This is a genomic window from Psychrobacter sp. DWR1-2-3 (assembly GCF_049896465.1).
In the GTDB taxonomy this organism is placed as follows: Bacteria; Pseudomonadota; Gammaproteobacteria; order Pseudomonadales; family Moraxellaceae; genus Psychrobacter; species Psychrobacter maritimus.
In genome coordinates this window covers 393,359-413,366 of sequence record NZ_JAFCUJ010000002.1, presented here as the reverse complement: position 1 = coordinate 413,366, position 20,008 = coordinate 393,359, and the positions used below count along the sequence as shown (strand labels likewise).

Genomic DNA, 20,008 nt, shown 5'->3' with positions numbered 1-20,008 from the left:
GCTTACCTTAATTTTATACCGATTAAATACTGTCTGCTAACCAATGATTTTAAAAGTTGTTTATTAAACTAGCCTAGTTTTTTGGCTTTTTGATGTAAGCGTTTGGCGGCATCTAGACCCGAGAGTATGGCGCCTTCTTGCCAAGCAGGAATGTGCGAGCAGTGTTCGCCTGCTAATACAGTTCGGTGGTCGATGGCACATAACGTATCGTAATATTGCTCGCGGCTTGACTCACTCCAAAGCCCATAGCAGCCAAGTGACCAAGGGATACGATGCCAAGCGACTGAGGTACCCGAGCGAAACTCTTTGGTATATTGCGGATGGATGCGTTTGCCATACTCTAACGCGGCATGAATGCGCTCTTTTGGCGTTAAGGAGTTAAACTTATAAGACGCTTCGCCAAAGCCATAAGCGCCAAGTAACACGCCCGACCCTGAGGTAAATAAATCTTGTGAAGGATAAGAGATTTGGGTAATCGGTAGATCAGTATAAGTGATGCCGCCATAAATCCATTCGTCCTCCTCCCAAAAGCGCCGTTTAAACTCAAGCCCGACTTTAAAGGAGCTATCGTAAGGGACAGCCGCCATCGCTTGCTTCATCGGCTCTGAGACATTGATATCAATTTGCGTCAATACTGACAGCGGAATCGTGCAAATACACCAATCAGCGCGAATGCTTTTAGTGCTACCTTCAGAATTACTGCTCTTAGAATTAACGATAATTATTATCCAGCACACCCCAACCTTTAAGACCTTCTAATAGTTTTTCTTTATCCTCTTGAATAACGGTATCATCTAGGCGGCCTTTATTGACGGCTTTGGATAATAGCTCAGACACATAGCCGCGAATATTGCTTTGCACTTCACCCAAGCGCTGCGGCGCACCATTAAAATGATTGGTACGGTGCAAATAGGCGCGGTCACTGGTTTGGATAAATGGTTGCAGGGCGACATTAAACTTTTTGCAATAATGAAACACCGCATAGTGATGCACGGGCAATCGCCAAGGTCCACCGTTGAAGTAATTGCCTTTTTTAAAGTCGCAAGTGACTTCCTCACCGCCAAGCTCGGTATATTTATCGCCGCTATTTAATGTCCAACTGCGTCCGCCACCACGATTTTGGTATTCAAGTACCGTCACTTTATAACCTGCTTTACGTAACTCGTAAGCTGCTGTAAGCCCGCCCAATCCTGCACCAAGGATAACGATGCTAGCGCCAGCAGGTGCGCCTTTCAGCTCTATCTCTTGTTTAAAGCTCGACTCGGAGGCGAAACCTAATGCAGTCATCGCTTGATACATAGCGGTTGCGCCAGCGGTTTTACCTATCATGGCGAGCAGTTGTCGCCGTGTCGGGGAGGGCAGCAAGTCTTTCATTTAATCATCCTTATCGGGCTTATCATAAGTAGTAACGCAATGAGAAATTCAGGAGGTTTAGGTTTCTATAGGTTTAGGTTTCTATAGGTTTAGCTTTTCTCTTTGATTATGCGTTTAACCTCTGCAGCAGTGACTTCGCTACTAGGTAAACCGCCGAAATTGACGCGTACATAATTGGCAATACTGGCTATCTGTGCATGGCTTAAGTCTTTCTTAAAACCGGGCATTTTGGGTGCCGTGTTAAAAGCGCCTTTTGCGCCAAAAGCAATCACGCCAATAAGCGCGTCAGGCTTAGCACGGCGAATGCTACTTAAGCCAACGATGGATGCATAACGGGCATCAGGCTGCGCATAACCGTCAACGCCATGACAACTAGCGCAGTGAGTGAGATATAAAGATTTTGGCGAATCGCTACTATTAATAGAGCTGGTGCTTACGCTACTAGTAGCAAGGGTCGCATTGGCTTTTGCCTCGGCCAGATGGTCTTTTTGCTCAAGTAAGTTATAAGTAATAGAAGGGCTGATAGGATTTGGCAGCTTTGCAACGTTGACGGGTATCAAATAATCATCCGTCTTAATGGCGGGTACGACTTTTAGATAATTGGCCATTGCGCTCAAATCTGCATCAGTAAGATAACGCGTACTATGAGCAACCGCTTCTGCCATAGGACCACCTGCATAAGCCCGTTTATCGAGCTTGCCCGTCCGCAAATAGATGACGATGTCGCGCTCACTCCAACGCCCTATGCCAGTCTCATTATCAGGAGTGATGTTAGGCGCGAACCATTTACCGAGTGGCGCACCAGAGAGATAGCGAGCGTTATCAAGACCTTGGGTGAGATTGCGCGGCGTATGGCAGGTACCGCAGTGCTCTAGGTTATTAACCAGGTACTCGCCGCGCTGCTGTATTGGCGTCAGATCATCACGATTCTCAGTAGCGGGCACATTGATAAGATTCCAAGCCAGCATTAAGCTGCGAATGTTTAAAGGGAAAGGTAGATGAGTTGTTTTTTTAGGTGGTTTGTCGACGATAGGAACAGTCTGAAAATAAGCAAATAAGGCACTGATATCAGCATCGCTCATACCGTGATAAGACGGATAGGGCATAGCGGGATACAGCTGATGACCTAGAGCACGACCTTTGCGTAGTGCTTTCTTAAGGTCAGCTTCAGTATAATTGCCAATGCCATAGCGCTTGGACGGCGTGATATTGGTCGAATAAATATTGCCGATAGGCGTTTCGATGGCCACGCCGCCGCTGTAATCCTCGCGGTGGCAAGCCATACAGTCGGCAGTTCGCGCCACATAAGCGCCGCGATTGGCTAAATCGCTGTTAGATGGGCTGACATTAGGCAAGCTAATTCTAGGAGGCAAGTCAGTTATAGAAGGGTCGATATCTTTAGCCATAGCAGCGCTCGAATCAGGGCTGTAGGTCGCGCTAAACATCAAGCTAAATGCCAATGCTGACATCGTGATAGAAAGTGGCTTCATAATATCCTTATAACCCTAAGCAAATAATGCCTGTCAATTGTATGATTCACTACAAAAAATACTGGCGCTGGGGGATCAGGCGATTATATATCCCGCTCATGGTGCTGGATCTGTGTGCGGCTCTGGCATGGCAGAACGCGAGTTTTCTACTGTCGGCCATGAGAGAGTGAATAACCCACGTTTACAGATGACGGATCGCGAGGCATTCATTCAATTTAAAGTCAGTGAGAACCATTATCAGCCGCCGTATTTTAGGCTGATGGAGCGGCTCAATATGGAAGGTGGTGATGCGCCACCGCCAGTGATGCGCCCGTGTCATCTGTCGCTAAAGCAACTTCAAAGCTGCACGGCTGACCATCTGATCGATATTCGCGAGCCGATGGCGTATGCTGCTGGTCATTTTCCGCGGTCAATGAGTTTGCCTGTCGGCATGATATCTGCTTTTGCGGGCTGGTTCATTCGTGAAGGGGAAAGTATGGTGCTGATTGCTTCAGATGAAGAGCAGCTTGCCACAGCGATTGAAGGGTCACGGCATATTTATGTCGGTCAACTGAACGAGCGCTGGCACGAACTTGATAAAAATCATCACTATACTTTGATGTGTGCCAGTGGCGCGCGGGCGACGGTAGCCGCTGGTTGGCTAGTAAGCCGAGGGTTCGATAATATTGATATTTATCTCGGCTCTATGGGTGCATGGAAAGCAGGGCATGATTGATATAAATTGTAGTTTATATATTTATTGCAAATTGAATAGGGATATTAAATATACGCGACCATAATCACTGAATCCATAGCCAATTAACAACCAATTGTGCCGTCTTAGCTGATATAAAGGTTGTCTTCAATACTGTTTCTCATATGCAACAGACGCGGGGCGATATCTTCCTCGAGTTTGTCACGGCTAAGGACAAAGTTTGGTGCGCCGCAATTAAAGGTCAGTAGACCTTCAGTCGGATGCATCAATGCCGTGGCAACTGCATTGACGTCTTTTTGCCATTCACTAATCGAGAAACAGTACCCATAATCATCATAATCTTTAAAGGCTTTGTCCAGTCCTCGCCTAATTTTTAGCCAATCATCTTTATGCTTAGTACGAATAGCATCAAGAATAAACTCTTGCTCCGCTTGCGGCATACTGGCCAAACAGGCTCTTCCCATTGAGCTTAAATGAATAGGTAAGTACGAGCCGACATTGCGCCGCATCGTAGTGGTGCTTGAGCCTTGCACGACATTGAGATATACCATCGTAAGGCGATCACGAGTTGCCATAGCAACGGCACTGTTAGCATAATCTGCCAGCTCTTCCATGTACGGCGTGACCAAATTATTGATAGAGATATTCGCCATCATTGTATAGCCAAATCCCAACACACCTACAGAGAGTTGATATTTACTACTGTTCGTCGATTGCTTTAAATATCCTAACTTGACTAAGGTATAAGTGAGACGCGTGATTGTGCCTTTCGGAAGCCCTGTTAATTGGCTTAAGTCTTGGTTACCAAGATAAGGACGCTGCGGGGTAAAACAACGCAGCAGCTCCAGTCCTCGAGCCAAAGCGGTAACAAATTGCCTGTCATTTTGATCTCTCATCTCTGCAATGGGCTCTAGCAATTCAATATGCGGTGTATTGTTAGTGCCTTCATCCATAAGGTTTTTAGTTGTCATATATTATTTTTAATCTCAATCAAGTTAATATAAATATGATAGTAGTCGGCATCTTTATTCATACTATATTAAAGATGCCATTAAATTCTTAACACAGTTATTATAAGCTATTTCGCTATGCGGTATATATATTGAGTAATATTACGCCTTTTGTGGGTCGTACTGTTGTTCTTTAATAAACAAGGTTGGGATAAGACCACATAAGAAGTACGCGCCTGCCATCAGCAACAAACCTGCGCCGATAGAGTTTTGCATGGCCATATAACCAATGGCGACGGGCGCAATAACCGAACCCAAGCGTCCGATATTGAATGCCCCGCCAATAGCAGTACCTCGAATAGCAGTAGGAAAACTTTCTGTTAAATAGGTGGCATTGATAGCATAAGGGATGCCGTATAAGAAACCAAAGGTTAACATGAGCCAACCGATGTTTTCAGGGGTATGGAAATATACCAATACTGGAATAAAGAGCGCCGTACCCATAGTACCGAATGCAAAGACTATTTTACGCCCAATTTTATCAGCTACTAGACCTGCCACAACTTTTGCAAACATCATGGTCAGATAAGTGCCCGCCATATATAGCGCCATCTCTTTAAATTTGATACCCAATTCAGTTTCTAGGTAAGAAGGTAGCCAGTTGCTGACTCCGAAATAGCCAAATAGTAAAAGACCTGAACTCATTGACCATAAGATGAACATGATGCGATGTTTGGGATTTTCAAATATGGCTTTATAAGGATTTTCAGGTTTTTGTAGCGAATCTTTTGCACCACTGAGTTTAAGAGCACGTGCCGCTTTCCAAGAATTTGGTTCAGGTATAAGAAAATACATGGCTATCGATAGAATAATAGGTACAAACGTTAACAGGTATAGTGTGCGCCAACCATAACTTGGAATAATCCAAGCTGAGATGCTGGTGATAACCAAAGACCCTAAGGTAAAGCCTGTCATCAATGCGGCAAGTACCGTCGTTCGATGTTTGGTAGGTACCATCTCAGACATCAAGGTATTGGTGGCAATGTATAAGCTGCCAAGACCCAAACAAGCGGTGAATCTTAATGCTACAAACTGCTCATAGCTTTGCACAAATCCACTAAAGCCAGATAGAAGGGAGAAGAGCGCTGTCGCAAGCACGATCACACGCACTCGTCCAAAACGGTCACAGGCCCAACCACCGAAAAACCCACCGATGGCCATGCCAAATAAGGACCAACTGCCTAAAGCACCCGCTTGTACATTGGTCAACCCAAATTCTAGCTTTATACTTGAAAGTGTAAAGGCGAGAATACCAATATCGGCTCCATCACATAATAAAACGAGAAAACAAAAAAAGAAGGCCAATTTCCAAGGCTGTTTTTGCACAGGAATTAAGCTCGGATTTGAAATTATAGCGGCACTTTTCACAATTTATATCCTTATTGTTGTGAGAGTAAAAGACTATGAGCATATGGGTATAGTGACGTTACTCAGGTATCTGCATCCCAGCAAATACCTCAATACGCTTTAATAATGTAAATACCTGTTACTAATCAAATAACTGGCATTTAAATAAGTGAAAACTACTCGCTCACCTCTTTAATCATATTGCGAGCAATGATGATTTGCTGAATCTGAGTAGTCCCTTCATATAAACGATATAAGCGCACATCACGATAAAAACGCTCAATACCATAGTCGGCGATATAACCAGCACCGCCATGAATTTGTACCGCTCTATCAGCGACGCGGCCACACATTTCAGTGGCAAACATCTTGGCACATGACGACTCGGTAACGACGTCTTTACCTTCATCGCGCAGGCGTGAAGCATCTAATACCATAGATTTGGCCGCATAAATCTCTGCTTTTGAATCAGCAAGCATCGCTTGAATAAGCTGGAAGTTGGCAATCGGTTGCCCAAATTGCTTACGCTCCACCGCATAACGTAGCGCATCATCTAGCATTCGAGTAGCGGCTCCGGTACTTGCGGCGGCGATATGTAAGCGCCCTTTATCAAGGACTTTCATGGCAGTTTTGAAACCTACACCTTCGACACCACCTATCAAAGCGCTAGCAGGAACGACGCAGTTATCAAAAATCACATCACAGGTATGAGCGCCTTTTTGCCCCATTTTTTTGTCAATTTTGCCAAGCGTAATACCAGGGGTATCGCTCTCAACGATAAATGCTGAAATACCACCCGACCTTTTATTGTCAGGGTCAGTGCGTGCCATGACGGTAAATATACCGGCTTGAGGGGCATTGGTGATATAACGCTTGGTGCCATTAAGTACATAGTTGTCACCATCTTTAATAGCTGTGGTTCGGAGTGAAGCAGCATCTGAGCCTGACTCTGGTTCGGTCAAGCAAAAAGAGCCGATGATTTCACCACTGGCAAGTCTTGGTAGATATTTTCGTTTTTGTTCTTCGGTGCCATCAATCACAAGACCAGATGAGCCAATACCGTTATTTGTCCCTATTAATGAGCGAAAAGCGGGTGAGGTGCGTCCCAATTCAAATGCCAGTGTGACTTCTTCTTCCATAGTAACGCCAAGCCCGCCGTACTCTTCGGGAATGGTCAGTCCAAACAGCCCTAATTCACGCATCTGGCTGATGATCTCTTCTGGCAGACGGTCGTTTTCTGCTACCCAATCTTCTTTCGGTATCAATTGATTGTTTACAAACTGACGAACAGTTTGGACGATATGGTCGAGTACTTCCTTATCTCTAATCATGTAGTTCTTCCTTGTTGAAATAATATCTAATATTGCTAATAGGGACTTTATGGTTAATTCGAACAAACAGCATAATGGATACTTTATTAAAATACAATACTTTTGGTTTAAAAAACCGCAATGCGGTATTTATTAAGAGTAAGTATCTTTGACTTAGGGTTTATTTCTAAATTTAACTGGGTTTTTCTCTTCACAAATAGAAATAAACAGTATATATTGGCACTAGATATCGCTATGCGGTATTAATTATCATAATTTTAAGGTGTTTTAAGAATTGCCGTATTTTTCTTAAGGGCACTGTTTAAATTAAAGGACACTATTTAAAGGATGGCATCATGGAAGAGCAAATAATTTTAATTGAGCAGCAAGTAAATGGCGTTTGCGTGATAAGGCTTAATCGTCCTAAGGCTCGAAATGCTTTAAATACCGAATTACGTCAGAAACTGGCAGATATTTTTATCCAATTAAACGATGACCCTCAGATTAAAGCTATTGTGCTGACGGGCGGTGACAAAGTGTTCGCCGCGGGCGCTGATATCAATGATTTCTTAACCGCAAAAACGGTTGATGTGTATCTCCGTCATAGCGAACGTTATTGGGATGCCATCACCAATTGCCGTAAGCCGATTATTGCAGCGGTCAATGGTTATGCCCTTGGCGGCGGCTGTGAGCTTGCTATGCATGCCGACATCATCGTCGCTGGTAAGTCGGCTAAGTTTGGACAACCAGAAATCAAAATTGGGCTGATGCCAGGAGCAGGGGGCACGCAGCGGCTGTTTCGCGTGATTGGCAAACATAAAGCCATGAAGCTGATATTAACGGGCGACATGATAAGTGCTGATGCAGCGGATCAAATGGGATTGGTTTCTGAAGTGGTCGAAGATGAAGCGACTATCAAACGTGCTATTGAAATCGCTGAACAACTCGCAGGGTATTCACCGATTGCGTTAACTCAAATCAAAGAAGTTGCCAATCTCGGGGTGGACATGCCGCTACAAGGCGCATTGGCTCTAGAGCGTAAAGCCTTTCAGATTTTATTTGATACAGAAGATCAAAAAGAAGGCACGAAAGCTTTTTTAGAAAAACGTAGTGCTGAATACAAAGGACAGTAGCTTGTTGAGACAAACATAGGCATAGCTAAATCAATTTTCAAAACGAGAGCATATAAAGGATTATTATGACCGTGAACACATTGGCCATTATTGGTACAGGCATTATGGGTATGGGTATCGCCCAAATCGCAGCGCAAGCGGGCATTCAAGTACTTTTATTTGATGCCAAGGCAGGAGCTGCTGAGCAAGGACGCCAATCCCTTCAAGCGACCCTAGAAAAACTGGCCGCTAAAGGTAAATTTACCGACGAGCAACTACAGTCTACTTTAGCCAATCTGACCGTGATTGAAAATATAGCCAAAATTGCTGAGGTAGATGTCGTAATCGAAGCGATTATCGAAAATTTAGAAATAAAACAACAGCTTTTTAAACAACTAGAAAGCATTGTTCCTGCTGAGACGATTTTGGCAACCAATACTTCATCACTAGCAGTGACGGCGATTGCCTCCGATTGTGAGCACCCAGAGCGCGTAGCAGGATTTCACTTCTTTAACCCTGTGCCGCTAATGAAAATCGTTGAAGTGATTCCGGGTATCTCAACCAAGCCTTCAGTGGTAGAGACACTTACAAGTTTAGCCAAACGCATGGGGCATTTAGGGGTAGTGGCAAAAGACACCCCAGGGTTTATCGTCAATCATGGCGGCAGAGCTTATGGTACGGAGGCCTTAAAAATACTAGGCGAGGGAGTCGCTAGTTTTGAAGATATAGATCTTATTTTACGTGAAGGGGCTGGCTTTCGAATGGGACCGTTTGAGCTGCTTGATCTCACCGGTATCGACGTATCGCATCCAGTTATGGAGTCTGTTTATAACCAGTATTATTCTGAGCCTCGCTATCGTCCGCATCCCTTAACCCGTCAAATGCTAATAGGGAAAAAGCTTGGTCGTAAAGTTGGTGAAGGTTTTTATCACTACACAGAGAATAAAAAACAAGATGGTCAAAAAGTAACAGTAGATCCTTCCAAACAATTACCTTTTAAGACAGATTCCGATATCTCAAACCTCTCAGTTTGGATTGGGGCGGATTTAGCAGAAGATAAACAACAACTGGTTGATTATCTAAACGCTAATGGTATTACTATCGACGATAACGATAAGCCAAACTCTGACAGTTTGATATTGCTGGCTATCTATGGTGACGATACCACCAATGCGGCTATTCGCTATCAAGTTAATCCTAAACAAGCGGTTGCCATTGATATGCTGACTGACTTATCCAAGCATCGTACGTTGATGCCAAGTATCGTCACCCAAGATAACTTTGTGGCGCAAGCTTATGCCCTATTTGGTAGAAGTAATAAATTCGATAAAAGCTCGGATGAGGGTTCAAATGTTGCTGTCGATGCCACACTAATTACCGAAAGCACGGGTTTTGTGGCGCAGCGAGTTATTGCCATGGTAATTAATTTAGGTTGTGATATCGCGATGCAAGGTATTGCCACACCAAAGGATATCGACAATGCCGTCAAGCTTGGATTGGGTTATCCGTATGGTCCTATCTCATGGGGAGACGAGATTGGTGCCTCGCGTATTTTACTTATCTTAGAGCGTATTCATGGGTTAACGGGTGATCCACGTTATCGTCCTAGCCCATGGCTGCAACGCCGCGCCACCCTAGGTGTTTCACTGTTTACTCAGCAAAATAATTATTCAGGTTAATGGCGTATTAATGACTTAGCGCGCCCAGGTGTACAGTTGCTAAGCCTTATATTTTATTCAGAAAAACTCTCAAAACACAACAAGGAACAGTTATGTTAGACGCCTATATTTATGATGGATTAAGAAGTCCTTTTGGTCGCCACGCAGGGGCATTAGCCACGGTTCGTCCTGATGATTTGATCGCTACAGTGATGAAGAATTTAATCGAAAAGTACCAACTGCCTAACGATATCTTTGATGAAGTATTGATTGGTAATACCAATCAAGCCGGTGAGGACTCACGCAATATCGCCCGTAATGCTGCGCTGCTAGCAGGGTTAGATGTCAAAACACCCGGTCAAACCGTCAATCGCTTATGCGCTTCAGGACTATCGACCATTATCGATGCCGCTCGTAGTATTACTTGTAATGAGGGGGATATATTTTTAGCAGGTGGCGTTGAGTCAATGACTCGCGCACCCTTTGTATTTGCCAAAACCGAGCAGCCTTTTAGTCGTGAATTTAAAGTATTTGATACTACCATTGGCAGCCGCTTCCCCAATCCTATCATCGAAAAACAGTTTGGTAGCGATAGCATGCCGCAAACGGGTGATAATGTCGCTCGCAAATACGGTATCACTCGAGAAGAAGCAGATAAATTCGCAGCAGCCTCACAAGCTAAGTACCAAGCAGCCAAACAAGCTGGGTTCTTCAATGATGAAATAACGCCAATTATGGTATCGCAAGGTAAAAAACTGCCAGAAAAAGCGATATTGGATGATGAGCATCCTCGCGCCAGCTCTACTGTGGAAGCACTGCAAAAACTTAAGCCTTTAAACAATGAAGGTGTCGTCACAGCAGGCAATGCGTCAGGTATCAATGATGGCGCAGCTGCGCTGATTATTGGCTCTAAGCAGGCAGAGGAAAAGTTGGGCTTTAAGCCTATTGCCAAGATTCTGTCATCTGGTGCCATGGGCGTTGAGCCTAATATTATGGGCGTAGGCCCTGTTGAAGCCATTAAACTGGCATTGAAACGTGCTGATTTGACCCTTGATGATATGTCCATCATTGAGATTAATGAAGCATTTGCCTCGCAAGTACTCGGCTGCCTAAAAGGTTTAGACATTGATTTTGATGACAAGCGTGTCAACCCCAATGGCGGTGCGATTGCCGTCGGACATCCGCTGGGTGCATCAGGGGCAAGACTTGCATTAAGTACGGCACGAGAGCTACAGCGTACGGGCGAAAAATACGCGGTGGTCAGTTTATGTATTGGCATTGGGCAAGGGCTTGCCATGGTGATAGAACGAGTCTAAGCATTTTAAACTACCTTTACTATTACTGCCCTCGCCATACTATTTTATTATCAAGGACGACAATAATGACTTCTATACTTAACCAACATGAGGACTACCAGCAAGCTCAAGAAGCGTATGGTTTTCCTTTGATTATCAAGCAGCTGCTAAACCGTGCAAAAATTGCCTCTACTGATCAAACCATTAGTTATGCCGACAAGGTCACTTATACCTATGCTGAATTTTTTAAGCGGGTTAATCGCTTGGCAAACGTCCTTAAAAACATAGGGTTGCAAGCAGGTGACGTGGTTGCGGTTATGGACTGGGACAGTCATCGTTACCTTGAAGCGTATTTTGCCGTGCCAATGTCTGGCATGATTTTGCAAACGGTCAATGTACGCCTAGCCGAAGATAAAGTGCTGTATACCATCAACCACGCCAAACCCAAAGCCTTGCTCTTAAATGCCGAATTTGAGCCAATGGCGAAAAATTACCGTCATGAAGCGCCTTCTATTGAGCAAATTATTTGGCTCGATGATACTGGCTTTGATGATGCTGAGTATGGCGAAGACGATACAAAAAAAGATACAAAAACTGAGCAAGCTAGCATGCCAGATTATGTTGAAGGTGAGTATGAAGCCCTGCTAGCAGCGGCCAGCGATACGTTCGACTTTCCAGACTTCGATGAAAATACCATCGCCACCACATTTTATACCAGTGGCACGACTGGAGATCCAAAAGGGGTTTTCTTTACCCATCGACAGATCGTATTACAGACGCTGGCAAGCACGCTAGCATCCGCGCTAAACGCTGAAGGTCAAGGCGCGCGCTACAATGATGTGTACATGCCAATGACGCCATTATTCCATGTGCATGCATGGTGCTGGCCGTATGGGGCAACCATGATAGGGCTTAAACAAGTATATCCAGGACGCTATCTAGCCCCAATGTTGGTGGATTTAATTGAGCAGCACAAAGTCACGCTTTCACATGGTGTTCCTGCGATTTTACAGATGCTATTAAAAGAGATGGCAGCACGAGGACGTAAGTTTGATGGTCTGAAGTTGTTACTCGGTGGCTCAAAGCTGAATGAAGGTTTGGCTAAAGCGGCCATTGAAAGCGGTATTGAGTTTATGTCTGGATTTGGGATGTCAGAATCTTGTCCCGTGTTATCGAGAGCGGTATTTGATGATAAAACGGACTCGATGGAAATGAAAGAGCAGCTTAATTATCGTTGTCTGTCTGGCTCACCGATTATGCTCGTCTCAATGGAAATCTGGGATGAAAACGGCAAAGCTTTACCAATGGATGGTGAGTCGACAGGGGAACTTGTGATTCGAGCACCATGGCTGACTCAAAGCTATTTCAAAAACTCAGATGCTGGTAATGAGCTATGGCGCGGTGGCTGGATGCATACCCAAGATATCGCCTCTATCTCCTCTGACGGTACTCTAAGCATTACGGATCGATTAAAAGATGTGATTAAGTCTGGTGGTGAGTGGGTATCCTCGCTTGAAGTTGAGACCATTTTATCCTTTCACCCCAGTGTCGCTGATGTTGCCGTGATTGGAGTGCCAGATGAAAGATGGGGCGAACGACCTTTAGCATTGGTGGTTTTAAAACCTGAATATGTAGACACCAAAGCGGATGACATTTTAGCCTTAGGCCATCAAGCCGTGGAAAAAGGCCATTTACCAAAGTATGGCGTGCCAAGTGAAATCAAGTTTTTAGTGGAAATGCCTAAAACCAGTGTGGGTAAGCTTGATAAAAAAAGAATGCGCATGATGTGCGCAGAAAAACTGATTTAATTTAAAAAGGTCTTTCAATGACTTTAAAACAATCATTCAAGCTTACTGATAATTCTAACGTGTGTATTAATAACATGTATGTTTATTGGTATGACGAGACGAGAAAACTATGAAGGCTTTCGCTATATTACCGGAAATACAAGAGACACTGAATAAAGACAAACACCATCCCATGCATGGCTTTGCGGTTATCTATTCTCAACAAGTAGAGTGGGGCGATATGGATTCCTTTGGTCATGTTAATAATGTGGTCTATTACACTTATGCCCAAAACGCTCGTATTTACTATAACAGTCAATTAAATCTATTTAATGAAAATACCTTTTCAGTCATGGCAGCATCATCCTGTCAGTATTTTAAACCGGTGACTTATCCCGATACTTTATGGATTGGGGTTCGAGTGAAGAAAATTGGCAATGCCAGCTTGATTCATGAATATACCTATTATAGTACCGTGTTAAATACCATCGTTGCCAAGGCTGAGTCCGTGTTGGTATATCTTGATAAAGCCAGCGGACAAAAGAAAAATATCGATGAAACAAAAAAAGCCGCGATTAATGCTTTTGAAAGTTTTAATTAAATCAGGAGGCAAGTTTTTTATATAAGGATATGGTGCTGGTATTTATAAGACTAAAAAATGCGGTAGCAGTAGAGATTTAAAAGGATTGAAATGGATTTTAAAACAAAACAAGGAATGTATAGATCATGCTTTATATCAAAAAACTGTCTTTTGGTTTGGCTGTCCTTGGGGCATGCGTACAGGCACAAGCAATAGAGCTTGTCACAAATGGAGACACCACTTTAAGTATCGGTGGTTATGTTAAAGCCGAAGGTATCTTTTATTCTCCAGATGAAGGCGAGTCTGAGTTCAAAGGAAATGCACGGCAAACTCGGATTAATCTCAAAACCACCAAGAACGTAGAGGATAAAAAACTAACGGGTTTTATTGAAGGGGATTTTTATGGTAATGCTGCAAATGGTGGTTCAGACTTGCGGCTGCGCCATGCGTATGTTCAGCTCGATGATTTGACCGTAGGTAAGACATGGAATGGTCAGTTCTTAGCGGTTTACCCACTTTTGACTGAGCAGCTCGACTTTAAAGGTACGGGATTGGGCACCATCACTGGTGGCGGCGCTGATATTCGTCCAGATTTGACTATACATTACACTCATAAGGGACTTCGTTTTACAGCTCAAGACCCTGTTTATGATGAAGCTAACCTGCCTGATATGGTGGTCAGCTATAAAAATAACATATCTGATCTGAGCTATAACGTGGCGGTCACGGCGCGTGAGGCTAAAAATGGAGACGATTCAGATGTGGGCGTCGGTGCTTCTTTGGCGGGTAAACTCAAACTGGGTAATGACTCATTACATGCGAGCGTATATAACGGTAAAGGGATGGGAGCTTATTCTACAGTATGTGTCGGAAAAGTCCTTGGGGCGACCGGCGCTTCAGATTGTGACGCAGAAGACGGCAAGCTTATATCGCAAACTGGCTTTACGGTAGGCTATAGACACAAATTTACCGAGAAGCTTTTTAGTAACCTGCGTTATGGTGAGATTAATGTCGATGATGCGTCTGATACTTCTGTAAATGTGAAAAGCATCAACCTTATCTATAATTATTTACCTGATCTGGATTTTGGTATTGAATGGAGAGATCGCAGTGATAAGACCTTATCATCAGTAAAAGAAGGTCAGCAAGTTGAAATAATGGCCAAATATAATTTCTAAGCTAAAGGTTGCTAACACTGGATAAGATATAGTGCTAGCAACCTTTTTGTTAAAACGTTAATCCAAGCTATAAGGTTTACCAAGCTAATTAAACATAGCGTTCGCTAAGTTTTTAAGCCTATCATCACTCATGTGTGCCATGAATAGGATAATCGTTTTCTCGAATAAAAGACAAGCCGTTTGCAAGGGCTTCAAGCTCAGGTCTGACAAACGGAGCGTTCGAGATGTCTATGATTTGAATTTCCCCTTCAGCATTAATCACGAACACCTCAGGCTCGGCAAAGGGATGATCGGTTTCCTTCTCTGAGCGTGGGTCAGAGATGTACAGACCTAGCGTCTGCATCTGCTCAATCGTCAAACCATAAGCTATCGGAAAGCTGATAGTTAGTTTTTCCGAATGCTCCTCTAACTGCTGTTTACTATCTCCTGATATGGCAATGATATCGACACCAGTATCAAAAAATGCGCTTTTTATCGTCTCTAACTGATTGAGGTACTTGGTACAAATGGGACAATGCTTACCGCGGTAAACCACCACTAATTTCGGTGGTGTATCAGAAAGTATGCTGAGGGAATAAAGGAAGGAGGGTGACAGCCAAAGCAAGATGATATATTTGAGGTTATGAAGACACAAATAGATATCAGCTGCCCCGACTGTCACAGTTCCTATCTTATGAGTACTTCTAAAATTATGAGTTTTATTGAGACACTAGCAAAACTTCAAGAACAACGCGCCTCTGAAGAGAAATAAATCTAATAAAATCTGCTCAAAATAAAATCAAGAGATTCGTAGCTATGGGATGACTGGGATAAATTTAACAGTAAAAAAGGGTTTTCTAAAACTACGTCCGTTGTACATTAATAACATTGCTATAACATATCGTTTGTAGACTAATGACGACTTACCCTCTAAGATTTTATTATCTTTTGCCAGCGGGAAGCCAGCATGTCTAACTTAACATTAACGATTAATAAGCAAGATTATGAGTTTGATACTCTTGACCCGCGAACGACATTACTTGATGTTTGTCGCCACCATTTACATATCACCGGACCCAAAAAAGGCTGCGATCATGGGCAATGCGGTGCGTGCACCATGCTTATTAATGGGCGACGAATCAATTCTTGTTTGACGTTGGCGGTCATGCACGATGGTGATGAGATTACCACCATTGAAGGTATTGGACTACCTGAATCGCTATCAGAGTTGCAACAAGCTTTTAAAGACCACGATGCCTTTCAGTGTGGCTATTGTACGCCTGGGCAAATTTGTTCAGCAACGGCATTGATAGAAGAGGTCAAGCAACAATGGCCAAGTCATGTCACTACTGATTTGCAAAATCCCAATGGGCTGCTAGTACAAGAAATTGCTGAGCGCATGAGTGGCAATATCTGTCGCTGTTCAGCCTATCCTAATATTATCAAAGCCATCTCACAGGTACTCGAAAACCAACTATCAGATTCTTCTTCAGTGATTAACGATACACGCAATAATGAGGCAGCTGCTCTAACTATTAGCGGTATTTGGTCACCACCGCCAAGCGAAACACAAATTGGCAATCAGTCCATAGTAAAGCCGACTGCCCATGCCGATGCTGCCAGTGCTAAAGGAGAACGTTCATGAAACGCTTTGAATATATCCGTGCTCTTGAACCGCAACAAGCCGTGATGTTTGCTACTCCTAAAGACGCTTCATTTATTGCTGGTGGCACCAATTTATTAGATTTAATGAAAATTGAGATTGAGACGCCTCAAAAATTGGTTGATATCACACGCCTTGAATTAGCAGCAGTCGAACCTACTACTGATGGAGGTTTGCGCATCGGTGCTTTAGTCACCAATAGTGACTTGGCCGCGCATCCCTTAGTCACTGCAGGCTATCCTGTATTAGCGCGGGCAATGTTAGCAGGGGCATCAGGGCAACTGCGTAATAAAGCAACCACAGGCGGAAATCTATTGCAGCGTACCCGTTGTTATTATTTTTATCAGCCAGATAGTCCATGCAATAAGCGCAATCCTGGTTCTGGTTGTCCCGCTATCAAGGGGGAAAATCGCCCACTTGCCATCTTAGGGACGAGTGACGATTGTATCGCCCAGCACCCATCAGATATGGCGGTAGCGACGCGCTTACTTGATGCCATTATTGAGACGCTTAAAGCAGATGGCACCACGCGCCAGATTCCGATTAAAGACTTTTATTGTTTGCCAAAAGATACGCCAAACATTGAAACCGTTTTAGAAACGGGAGAGCTGATTACTCATATTGTTCTCCCAGCGCCCATTAAAGGGATGCACACCTATGATAAAGTCCGCGATCGCGCCTCTTACGCCTTTGCCTTAGTGTCCTGCGCGGCAGTAATCAACGTCAACGCTCAAGGGAATTTAGAAAACGTACGTTTAGCATTTGGTGGTATTGGCACTCAGCCTTGGCGTAATGAAGCGGTTGAAGCCTTACTTACGGATACAGACGGCAACCTTGATGTTATTACGCAAGCGGCAGATTTATTATTAAAAGATGCTAAGGGTCGTGGTCAAAACGACTTTAAAATATCGCTGACGCGGCGCTTGTTAAAACAAGTCATTCAGCGCGCATTGACGGCTAAGGGAGCATAATCATGTCATTATTGGACTCAGTACTGCTATCAGAACCCACAAAAAAACTGTCCATGGATCATCCAGTTGATTCTCTATTTGATGAAACTGCCAGTCAATTGGTTGGTAAACCTATCAACCGTGTAGACGGCTCCTTGAAAGTCAGTGGACAAGCGCCTTATAGCGCAGAATTTTATATTGAAGGGCAGGTTTACGGCGTCTTAGTGGGTGCGACCATTGCTAAAGGCAAGGTAAAGCATATCGATAGCCATGCAGTAGAAGCGCTTCCTGGTATTATTAAAGTGGTCACTGACCCCAAGCATTTTTTGCGTAACGCTCAGCAAGGCGGAAAGAAAAAAGCTCCTACTCAGGGCGCGGCCGAGATTTTTTATCATGGTCAGCCAATAGCTGCCGTGATTGCTGAAACTTTTGAAGCGGCTACTGAAGGCGCAAAAGCCCTCAAGGTGACTTATAAAGACGAGACAGAAGATGCCGTCATAGATTTTGAGGCAGCGTTAGAAAACGCCCATTCAGTCAATGAAGCGGAAGGCTCTGATAAAAACCACAAACAGGGGCATCCGGAGCAAGGACTTAAAGAGTCAGCGGTTTCGTTTGATCAGATTTATCATACGCCAAGCCAAAGTAATTCGCCCATGGAGCCACATGCCACATTGGCTTATTGGGAGGATGACAAGTTAATCATGTATACCTCCAACCAGATGTTGTCATCTTGCAAGCAACAAGTAGCAGATGCCTTAGAGTTGGATCCAGATAATGTACAACTGATTGCTCGTTATGTTGGCGGCGGCTTCGGCAGTAAACTTGGTATCGCCCCTGAATCGATTGCCGCGGCCATTTCTGCAAAAGAGCTCAAGCGTCCGGTATTGATTGTGATGACTCGTCCACAAGTCATGGAAACCACCATCAGACGCTCAGATACGCGTCAACGTATCGGCATTGGCTGCGATAAAAACGGTATTATTAATACCTTTATCCATAATACCATCACCAGTAATTTACTCGGCGAGAGCTTCTTTGAGCCCACAGCGTTGTCTACGCATTACTTATACCGCGGCGAAAATCGTCAGGTCGACTATCAGATGGTTGATGTCAATAAAGTCCTATCAGGTTCCATGCGCGCGCCTGGCGAGGCAGTCGGATTAATTGCTGTTGAATGTGCGATGGACGAGTTGGCCATTCAGTTAGATATCGATCCGATAGAGCTGCGCCGCCGTAATGAGCCTAAGCAAGATCCCAGTAAAGAGATACCTTTTTCAACTCGGCAACTGATTGCCTGTATGGAAAAAGGGGCTGAGCAGTTTGGTTGGGAGAAGCGCAATACCGTGCCTGCCAGCCGCTTAGAAGGAGATTGGTGGATGGGTATTGGTATGGCCGCCGCTGCTCGTGGCAATCAGTTAAAACTCTCTCAAGCACGAGCAACTCTACAAGTTGATGACTCAAAAAAGCTTGGGGTCAAAGCTATTATTGAGACGGATATGACCGATATTGGTACGGGCTCTTATACCGTATTTACCCAAGTTGCTGCTGACCTTTTGGGTCTACCGGTCGACCATGTTGAGATGAAGCTTGGCGATACCAGTCTGCCGCCAGCCGTTGGTTCTGGCGGTAGTATGGGTGCAGCAAGCTCAGGAAGCAGTATTTATCTGGCTTGCCAGCAATTGCGCGAAATGTTGGCAGATAAAGTCGGTCTATATTCTGACACCATCCAATTGCATGATGGGCAGATTAGCAAAATAGGTGAGCATAAAGTCACAGTAACAGAGACTATCCTCGAATCTGGTAAAAATTCTGCCACCGAGCTTGTAGATAAATTAGCAGAAAAGACGAGCGTACCTATCCCTGAATCTTTATTGGAACGCTTGCCAGAAACACAGAAAGCTAAACAAAGTAGCTATGATTTTAGTCATTCTAAAAGCTATTCACTGGCCGATATTGTTGCGCAATATGACGACCAAAAGCTCAGTGCGAAAGGCGAGATTAAACCGGGTAAAAATGAAAAAACCCATCGTCAATCCTCCTTCGGCGCTAACTTTGCGGAAGTCGCTGTGCACCGAGTGACGGGTGAGATTCGAGTCAAGCGTATGACAGGTGTGTTCGCCGCTGGGCGTATTCTTAATCACAAAACCGCCACTTCACAGTGCTATGGCGGCATGGTGTTTGGGATAGGTTCGGCGTTGATGGAAGAAGTTATCCATGACAAGCATGACGGGCGCTTGTGTAATCATGACCTTTCTGAATACCACATTCCTGTCAATGCTGATGTACCGCAACTAGAAGTTATTTTGCTAGAAGAAGACGACCGTTATACCAATCCGATGCACATCAAAGGCATTGGTGAAACGGCAATTTCAGGCGCAGCGGCAGCGATTGCCAATGCCATCTATAATGCCGTTGGCATTCGTATTCGCGATTTCCCAATTACCTTAGATAGACTTATTGACCAACTGCCAGATTGATTGTTATCAAATACTGTCTTACTTCGTTTCACTGAAAAACCCGATTAAATAACGGGTTTTTTAAACGTATTCTCTAAGGTTTTTTAAGTCTATATTTTAAGTTG

At 44.1% G+C, this 20,008-nt stretch carries 15 protein-coding genes and 1 pseudogene; 10 read left to right on the top strand and 6 right to left on the bottom strand.

Going from position 1 to position 20,008, the window contains the following annotated elements; genetic code table 11:
- Positions 1-68: 68 nt before the first annotated feature.
- Positions 69-1,374, bottom strand: a pseudogene (locus tag ACP7AA_RS04900) (flavin monoamine oxidase family protein).
- An 89-nt stretch (positions 1,375-1,463) separates the two neighbouring features.
- The gene (locus ACP7AA_RS04895; RefSeq protein ID WP_201618527.1) at positions 1,464-2,864 is read right to left on the bottom strand and encodes a cytochrome c; all 1,401 of its coding nucleotides are present in this window, start codon (positions 2,862-2,864) and stop codon (positions 1,464-1,466) included.
- A gap of 127 nt (positions 2,865-2,991) precedes the next feature.
- Between ACP7AA_RS04895 and ACP7AA_RS04890 the strand changes: the two genes are divergently transcribed.
- Positions 2,992-3,579 (top strand): rhodanese-like domain-containing protein, encoded by a 588-nt coding sequence (locus ACP7AA_RS04890; protein ID WP_426222793.1) that lies wholly within the window; start codon positions 2,992-2,994, stop codon positions 3,577-3,579.
- 104 nt (positions 3,580-3,683) lie between these two features.
- On the opposite strand, the gene ACP7AA_RS04885 is transcribed toward ACP7AA_RS04890, so the two are convergent.
- The 3 genes from ACP7AA_RS04885 to ACP7AA_RS04875 all read right to left on the bottom strand — a co-directional run bounded on the left by ACP7AA_RS04885 (position 3,684) and on the right by ACP7AA_RS04875 (position 7,246).
- Entirely contained in the window at positions 3,684-4,529 is an 846-nt protein-coding gene (locus ACP7AA_RS04885) for an IclR family transcriptional regulator (RefSeq protein ID WP_201618525.1), read from the bottom strand.
- A 141-nt stretch (positions 4,530-4,670) separates the two neighbouring features.
- The gene (locus tag ACP7AA_RS04880; protein ID WP_201618523.1) at positions 4,671-5,936 is read right to left on the bottom strand and encodes an MFS transporter; all 1,266 of its coding nucleotides are present in this window, start codon (positions 5,934-5,936) and stop codon (positions 4,671-4,673) included.
- 155 nt (positions 5,937-6,091) lie between these two features.
- Positions 6,092-7,246, bottom strand: a complete 1,155-nt coding sequence (locus ACP7AA_RS04875) for an acyl-CoA dehydrogenase family protein (protein ID WP_068407388.1) — start codon at positions 7,244-7,246, stop codon at positions 6,092-6,094.
- A 335-nt stretch (positions 7,247-7,581) separates the two neighbouring features.
- On the opposite strand from ACP7AA_RS04875, the gene ACP7AA_RS04870 reads away from it, so the two are divergent.
- The 6 genes from ACP7AA_RS04870 to ACP7AA_RS04845 all read left to right on the top strand — a co-directional run bounded on the left by ACP7AA_RS04870 (position 7,582) and on the right by ACP7AA_RS04845 (position 14,835).
- On the top strand, positions 7,582-8,358 hold the full coding sequence (locus tag ACP7AA_RS04870; RefSeq protein ID WP_201618522.1) for an enoyl-CoA hydratase: 777 nt from the start codon (positions 7,582-7,584) through the stop codon (positions 8,356-8,358).
- Between the two features lie 65 nt (positions 8,359-8,423).
- Complete coding sequence (locus tag ACP7AA_RS04865) at positions 8,424-10,016, top strand: 3-hydroxyacyl-CoA dehydrogenase (RefSeq protein WP_201618521.1); 1,593 nt, start codon at positions 8,424-8,426, stop codon at positions 10,014-10,016.
- 92 nt (positions 10,017-10,108) lie between these two features.
- Positions 10,109-11,311, top strand: coding sequence for a 3-oxoadipyl-CoA thiolase (locus ACP7AA_RS04860; RefSeq protein ID WP_201618520.1), 1,203 nt, complete (start codon positions 10,109-10,111; stop codon positions 11,309-11,311).
- Positions 11,312-11,376: 65 nt separating this feature from the next.
- The gene (locus ACP7AA_RS04855) at positions 11,377-13,098 is read left to right on the top strand and encodes a fatty acid--CoA ligase (RefSeq protein ID WP_201618518.1); all 1,722 of its coding nucleotides are present in this window, start codon (positions 11,377-11,379) and stop codon (positions 13,096-13,098) included.
- A gap of 109 nt (positions 13,099-13,207) precedes the next feature.
- Positions 13,208-13,678, top strand: coding sequence for an acyl-CoA thioesterase (locus ACP7AA_RS04850; protein WP_201618517.1), 471 nt, complete (start codon positions 13,208-13,210; stop codon positions 13,676-13,678).
- 125 nt (positions 13,679-13,803) lie between these two features.
- A complete protein-coding gene (locus ACP7AA_RS04845) occupies positions 13,804-14,835 on the top strand; it encodes a hypothetical protein (protein WP_201618516.1) in 1,032 nt (343 codons plus the stop codon).
- Between the two features lie 124 nt (positions 14,836-14,959).
- Here the strand turns inward: ACP7AA_RS04845 and ACP7AA_RS04840 are convergent, their stop codons facing one another.
- Positions 14,960-15,496, bottom strand: a complete 537-nt coding sequence (locus tag ACP7AA_RS04840) for a redoxin domain-containing protein (protein ID WP_201618515.1) — start codon at positions 15,494-15,496, stop codon at positions 14,960-14,962.
- Positions 15,497-15,781: 285 nt separating this feature from the next.
- Here ACP7AA_RS04840 and ACP7AA_RS04835 point away from each other — a divergent pair, with 285 nt between their 5' ends.
- The 3 genes from ACP7AA_RS04835 to ACP7AA_RS04825 are packed head-to-tail and all read left to right on the top strand — an operon-like array spanning position 15,782 to position 19,904.
- Positions 15,782-16,459: a 2Fe-2S iron-sulfur cluster-binding protein gene (locus tag ACP7AA_RS04835; RefSeq protein WP_201618514.1), complete on the top strand. Its 678-nt coding sequence runs from the start codon at positions 15,782-15,784 to the stop codon at positions 16,457-16,459.
- Entirely contained in the window at positions 16,456-17,448 is a 993-nt protein-coding gene (locus ACP7AA_RS04830; RefSeq protein WP_201618511.1) for an FAD binding domain-containing protein, read from the top strand. Before ACP7AA_RS04835 ends, ACP7AA_RS04830 begins: the two co-directional genes overlap by 4 nt.
- Positions 17,449-17,450: 2 nt before the next feature.
- Positions 17,451-19,904 carry a xanthine dehydrogenase family protein molybdopterin-binding subunit gene (locus ACP7AA_RS04825; protein ID WP_201618509.1) on the top strand — a complete coding sequence of 818 codons (2,454 nt, stop codon included), beginning with the start codon at positions 17,451-17,453 and terminating at the stop codon, positions 19,902-19,904.
- The last annotated feature ends 104 nt before the right edge of the window (positions 19,905-20,008 follow it).

Excerpts from the sequence above, each read along its gene's own strand:
- ACP7AA_RS04860 (WP_201618520.1), top strand. The coding sequence starts at position 10,109 with ATGTTAGACGCCTATATTTATGATGGATTAAGAAGTCCTTTTGGTCGC.
- ACP7AA_RS04855 (WP_201618518.1), top strand. The coding sequence starts at position 11,377 with ATGACTTCTATACTTAACCAACATGAGGACTACCAGCAAGCTCAAGAA.
- ACP7AA_RS04895 (WP_201618527.1), bottom strand. The coding sequence starts at position 2,864 with ATGAAGCCACTTTCTATCACGATGTCAGCATTGGCATTTAGCTTGATG.
- ACP7AA_RS04870 (WP_201618522.1), top strand. The coding sequence starts at position 7,582 with ATGGAAGAGCAAATAATTTTAATTGAGCAGCAAGTAAATGGCGTTTGC.
- ACP7AA_RS04850 (WP_201618517.1), top strand. The coding sequence starts at position 13,208 with ATGAAGGCTTTCGCTATATTACCGGAAATACAAGAGACACTGAATAAA.
- ACP7AA_RS04890 (WP_426222793.1), top strand. The coding sequence starts at position 2,992 with ATGGCAGAACGCGAGTTTTCTACTGTCGGCCATGAGAGAGTGAATAAC.
- ACP7AA_RS04845 (WP_201618516.1), top strand. The coding sequence starts at position 13,804 with ATGCTTTATATCAAAAAACTGTCTTTTGGTTTGGCTGTCCTTGGGGCA.
- ACP7AA_RS04830 (WP_201618511.1), top strand. The coding sequence starts at position 16,456 with ATGAAACGCTTTGAATATATCCGTGCTCTTGAACCGCAACAAGCCGTG.
- ACP7AA_RS04825 (WP_201618509.1), top strand. The coding sequence starts at position 17,451 with ATGTCATTATTGGACTCAGTACTGCTATCAGAACCCACAAAAAAACTG.
- ACP7AA_RS04885 (WP_201618525.1), bottom strand. The coding sequence starts at position 4,529 with ATGACAACTAAAAACCTTATGGATGAAGGCACTAACAATACACCGCAT.
- ACP7AA_RS04875 (WP_068407388.1), bottom strand. The coding sequence starts at position 7,246 with ATGATTAGAGATAAGGAAGTACTCGACCATATCGTCCAAACTGTTCGT.
- ACP7AA_RS04865 (WP_201618521.1), top strand. The coding sequence starts at position 8,424 with ATGACCGTGAACACATTGGCCATTATTGGTACAGGCATTATGGGTATG.
- ACP7AA_RS04835 (WP_201618514.1), top strand. The coding sequence starts at position 15,782 with ATGTCTAACTTAACATTAACGATTAATAAGCAAGATTATGAGTTTGAT.